The organism is Piscicoccus intestinalis NBRC 104926 (assembly GCF_001515525.1).
Taxonomy (GTDB): Bacteria; Actinomycetota; Actinomycetes; order Actinomycetales; family Dermatophilaceae; genus Kineosphaera; species Kineosphaera intestinalis.
Genome location: NZ_BCNQ01000229.1, coordinates 1 through 4,397 on the forward strand (window position 1 = coordinate 1; position 4,397 = coordinate 4,397).

At 73.2% G+C, this 4,397-nt stretch carries 4 protein-coding genes and 2 pseudogenes; 2 read left to right on the top strand and 4 right to left on the bottom strand.

The window, feature by feature from the left end; translation table 11 throughout:
• Positions 1-68 precede the first annotated feature (68 nt).
• Both PINTE_RS25180 and PINTE_RS24665 read left to right on the top strand, forming a co-directional pair.
• Positions 69-383, top strand: a pseudogene (locus PINTE_RS25180) (IspD/TarI family cytidylyltransferase); the annotation flags it as partial.
• Positions 384-432: 49 nt separating this feature from the next.
• Positions 433-837, top strand: a complete 405-nt coding sequence (locus PINTE_RS24665) for a 2-C-methyl-D-erythritol 4-phosphate cytidylyltransferase (RefSeq protein WP_245643084.1) — start codon at positions 433-435, stop codon at positions 835-837.
• A gap of 66 nt (positions 838-903) precedes the next feature.
• On the opposite strand, the gene obgE is transcribed toward PINTE_RS24665, so the two are convergent.
• The 4 genes and pseudogenes from obgE to PINTE_RS23470 all read right to left on the bottom strand — a co-directional run.
• Complete coding sequence (obgE, locus tag PINTE_RS20445) at positions 904-2,418, bottom strand: GTPase ObgE (RefSeq protein WP_068434292.1); 1,515 nt, start codon at positions 2,416-2,418, stop codon at positions 904-906.
• Positions 2,419-2,610: 192 nt separating this feature from the next.
• Positions 2,611-2,865 carry a 50S ribosomal protein L27 gene (gene rpmA, locus PINTE_RS20450; protein ID WP_068434294.1) on the bottom strand — a complete coding sequence of 85 codons (255 nt, stop codon included), beginning with the start codon at positions 2,863-2,865 and terminating at the stop codon, positions 2,611-2,613.
• 39 nt (positions 2,866-2,904) lie between these two features.
• Entirely contained in the window at positions 2,905-3,213 is a 309-nt protein-coding gene (gene rplU / locus PINTE_RS20455; protein ID WP_068434296.1) for a 50S ribosomal protein L21, read from the bottom strand.
• Positions 3,214-3,369: 156 nt separating this feature from the next.
• Positions 3,370-4,397 (bottom strand): annotated as a pseudogene (locus PINTE_RS23470) (hypothetical protein); the annotation flags it as partial.

Genomic DNA, 4,397 nt, shown 5'->3' on the forward strand with positions numbered 1-4,397 from the left:
GCCGCGCCTGCCGGGCCGGCCGGGCCCGCCAGCGGCCCCCACGAAGCCCCCGACCGCCGCGAACCTCGATGACCGCGGGCCGTCCGTACCGCCGCGCGGACGGCCCGGTGTGGGGCATCGTGCTCGCCGCGGGCGGCGGCACCCGCTTCGGGCGCCCCAAGCAGTTCCTCGATCTCGCCGGCGCCAGCCTCCTGGAGCGCACCGTGCGCACGCTCGAGCATCGTTGCGACGCACTGGTCGTCGCCCTCCCCGCGGGAGCCGAGGCCAGCTCGGGACGGCGACCGCTCATCACGGTGGCCGGGGGCGCCGAGCGGGCCGACTCGGTGCGGGCGGCGCTGGCGGCGGTGCCCACACAGGCAGCGGTCATCGTCGTCGCCGACGCGGCCCACCCGTTGGCCTCGACCGCCCTGCTCGACGCGGTGGTCGAACGCGGTGCTCGCGGGCGCGGACGGGGCGCTCCCGGGGCTGCCCCTGACCGAGGTACTCGCCGACGTCGACGCCCACGGCACCCGCGTGGCCGGCCTCCCCCGCACCCCCGCAGATCCGGGGCGCACTCGGGTGCTCGTGCAGACGCCACAGGCCTTCCGGGCCACCGCGTTTCGCCGGGCCCACGCCGCGGGCCGCAGCACCGCCGAGGACTCCGCGCTCGTCGCCGATGCCGGTGGCCGGGTCGTCGTCGTGCCCGGTGAGCCGACGAACGTGCACGTGACGACCCCGGCCGAGCTCGATCTCGCCCACCTCATCGCGGCGGCCACGCCCATCGACGGCGAGCCCGGCCGAACGTATCGCCGAATCGACGATCCCGATGACGCCGCCCGTTCCCAGGAGGGCCGCTGACCTGCGGCGATGAAAAACCGACGCGTGCCGGGATCGTCGATCCGGTGAATCGAAGATCGGCGCCGCTCACTCGTCGGGGTCGGTCCAGAGCCCGGCTTCGCGCTCGGAGGCCAGTTCGGCGCGCGCGGCGCGCTTGGCGCTGCGGCGCGACTCGTAGTCGTCGCGCTTCTCCGCGCGGCTCGGGCGCTGCCGCTCGCTGAGCCGCGGATCGGTGCCGCGCGGTCCGCCGCTACCGAGCAGCTCGGCGCCGGAGCTCATCGTCGGTTCCCAGTCGAAGACGACCGCGTTGTCGCCGGGGCCGATGAGCACGGTCGATCCGGCGACGGCGCCCGCCTTGAGCAGTTCGTCCTCCACACCGGAGCGGGCCAGCCGGTCGGCCAGGTAGCCGACCGCCTCGTCGTTGGCGAAGTCGGTCTGACGCACCCAGCGGGTGGGCCGCTCACCGATGACGCGGAAGGCCTCGCCCTCGGGGGTCTGCTCGCGGCGCACCTCGAAGCCGGTGTCGTCGACGGCGACCGGCCGGATGACCACGCGCTGACGGGAATCGGATGATGGCAGCGACTCCCGGGCCACGTGCCGGGCCATCGCGAACGTCAACTCGCGCAGCCCGGTTCGCGCCACGGCCGAGACGATGTACACCTCGTACCCGCGGCCCTGCAGATCGCCCTTGACGAACTCGGCCAGCTCCAGGGCCTCGGGCACGTCGGCCTTGTTGAGCACGATGAGCCGGGTGCGTTCCGAGAGCGGTCGCCCGCCGAGCACCTCGTCGGGCACGTACTGGCGCAGCTCGTGCTCGATGGCGTCGAGGTCGGAGAGCGGGTCGCGGCCCGGCTCCAAGGTGGCGCAGTCGATGACGTGCGCGAGCACCGAGCAGCGTTCGACGTGCCGCAGGAACTCCAGGCCCAGGCCGCGGCCCTCGTGCGCGCCGGGGATGAGGCCCGGCACGTCGGCGACCGTGAACCGCTCGTCGCCGGCGGTGACGACCCCGAGGTTCGGCACGAGCGTCGTGAACGGGTAGTCGGCGATCTTCGGCTTGGCGGCCGACAGCACCGACACCAGGCTCGACTTACCCGCCGACGGGAAGCCGACGAGGGCGACGTCGGCGAGACTCTTCAGTTCGAGCACGACGTCGAGCTCCTCGCCCGGCTCCCCCAGCAGGGCGAAGCCGGGGGCCTTGCGGCGCTTGGACGCCAGCGCCTTGTTGCCCAGCCCGCCGCGCCCGCCGCGGGCCAGCACGACCCGCGTGCCGGCGCCCACCAGGTCGGCGACGATGCCGCCGTCGGCGCTGCGGGCCACGGTGCCCTCGGGCACCGGCAGCACGAGGTCGTCACCGGCGGCGCCGTTACGCTCCTCGCCCTCGCCGGGCCGGCCGTTCGCGGCCCGCCGGTGCGGGGTGTGGTGGTAGTCGAGCAGCGTCGTGACCTGCGGGTCGACGACGAGCACGACGTCGCCGCCGCTGCCCCCGTTGCCGCCATCCGGCCCGCCCAGCGGCTTGAACTTCTCGCGGTGCACCGAGGCGCACCCGTGCCCGCCGTTGCCCGCCTGCACGTGCAGGGTGACGCGGTCGACGAACGCCGCCATGGTTTCCCTCCCTCTCCCAACTTCCCTGAAAACTGCGTGTCGTGGTGAGAACTGCAGTCCGGGTCGCAGTCCTCACCACGACACGCAGTTTTCAGCGAAGGTCGGGTCTCAACGACAAGGGGTGGGTCGTCGTGACCCACCCCTTGTGTGGGAGCCGACACCGGCTCCGCCAACGTGTTGTGTCGCTCGGGATTACTCCGAGGCGACGATGCTGACCGTCTTGCGGCCGCGCTTGGTGCCGAACTCGACGGCGCCGGCGGCCAGGGCGAACAGCGTGTCGTCGCCGCCGCGGCCGACGTTCTCACCGGGGTGGAAGTGGGTACCGCGCTGGCGGACGATGATCTCGCCCGCGTTGACGAGCTGACCGCCGAAGCGCTTGACGCCGAGGTACTGAGCGTTGGAGTCGCGCCCGTTGCGAGTCGAGGACGCACCCTTCTTGTGTGCCATGTCTGTGCCTACCTATCGCTAGCTGGGGTCGCCCGACGCTCAGGCGTCGATCGCGGTGACCTTGATCTGGGTCGTGTGCTGACGGTGCCCCTGGCGCTTGCGGTAGCCCGTCTTGTTCTTGTACTTCAGGATCGTGATCTTCGGGCCCTTGGTGGGCTTGACGATCTCGGCGCGCACGGTGGCCTTGGCCAGCGTGTCGGCGTCGGTGGTCACGGTCGAGCCGTCGACGAGCAGCAGCGGGGTGAGCTCGAGGCTGTCGCCGGGCGCTCCGTCGACCTTGTCGACGATGAGCACGTCACCGACGGCTACCTTCTCCTGACGGCCGCCTGCGCGGACGATCGCATACACGTTTGACTCACTCCTGCTCGTTGTTGGGCGAAGCGCCGCTTCGGACCGGCCCGCTGCAACATCGCGAAGCGCGGGTACTCGGTGGACGCACCGACTCACCAGATTACTTGAACTACCGACCCGAGACCAAACCGCGCGACCTCGGGCGACTCACCGTCAGCCCTGCTCGCTGTCCTCGCCGCCGGGGCCCGATTCCGCGTCCTGCGTCTCGTCCCCGGAATCCGTTTCGGAGACCGTGTCGGAGCCAGTGTCGGCCGGCTCGCTGTCCGCGGGCCCGGTCTGCTCCGGCTCATCCGGCTGCTCGGGCTGCGTCTCGGCGGGCCGAACGTCGACATGATCGGTCTCGACCGGCGGATCGGCGGGGCCCGCGAAACCGGGGTCCGTCTCCGTCTCCGGCTCCGACTCCGACGGCGTGGGCTCGGACGGCGTGGGCTCGGACGGCGACGGCTGCTCGACAGGCTCCGGCTCAGGCTCAGGCTTCTCCGACTCGACCGGCTCTGGCTCGGCAGAGGTCGGCGGCCCGGCGGGGGCGCTGACGGCGCGTCGGGCGCTACGGCGGCGCCGGCCGTTGGTGTCCGACTCAGCAGCGGGCTCGGTCGCGGGCTCGGGTGTCGCCGCGGCGAGCACCTGCGCGACCTCGGCGTTGCCACCCGACGACTGCGCGACGAACAACCCCGCCTGGCCCGAGCCGGCCGGTGCGGACGCCCCGGCACGAACGGCGCGACGCCCACCGCGGCGACGCGGCGCCACGGGCTCCGAGGGCCCCGTGCCGTTCGACGAACCGGACGAGCCCGCGGAGTCAGCGGAGCCAGCAGAAAGATCGCTCTCGCCCCAACCCGCGGACCCGATCGAGGCGTCGGGCTCGTCGGCGGCACCCGCCAGGCTCCCCGGTGCCCCGTTCGACCCGAGCGACTCGATGTCCTCCAGCGGCTCGATCGACTCCAGCGCCTCGAGCGATTCGTCGGATGACTCGGGCGACTCGGCGCTCGTCGGCCGGGAGCCCCGGTCGCGGGCCGCGTCGCGCAGCGCCTCGCTGACGGCACCGGAGACGGCGTCGGCCACGGCCTGCGTGGCCTCGTCGACCCCGTCGGTGTGCTCCGCGGCGTCGGCGGAGTCGCCATGGCCCCCGGCCTGGAGAGCCGCGGCGTACGCGGCGGCGGCGATCTGGGCCGGAGTCGGTCCGG

What these genes read in the sequence shown, in the direction of transcription:
- rpmA (WP_068434294.1), bottom strand. Translation starts at nt 2,865, where the DNA reads ATGGCACACAAGAAGGGTGCGTCCTCGACTCGCAACGGGCGCGACTCC.
- obgE (WP_068434292.1), bottom strand. Translation starts at nt 2,418, where the DNA reads ATGGCGGCGTTCGTCGACCGCGTCACCCTGCACGTGCAGGCGGGCAAC.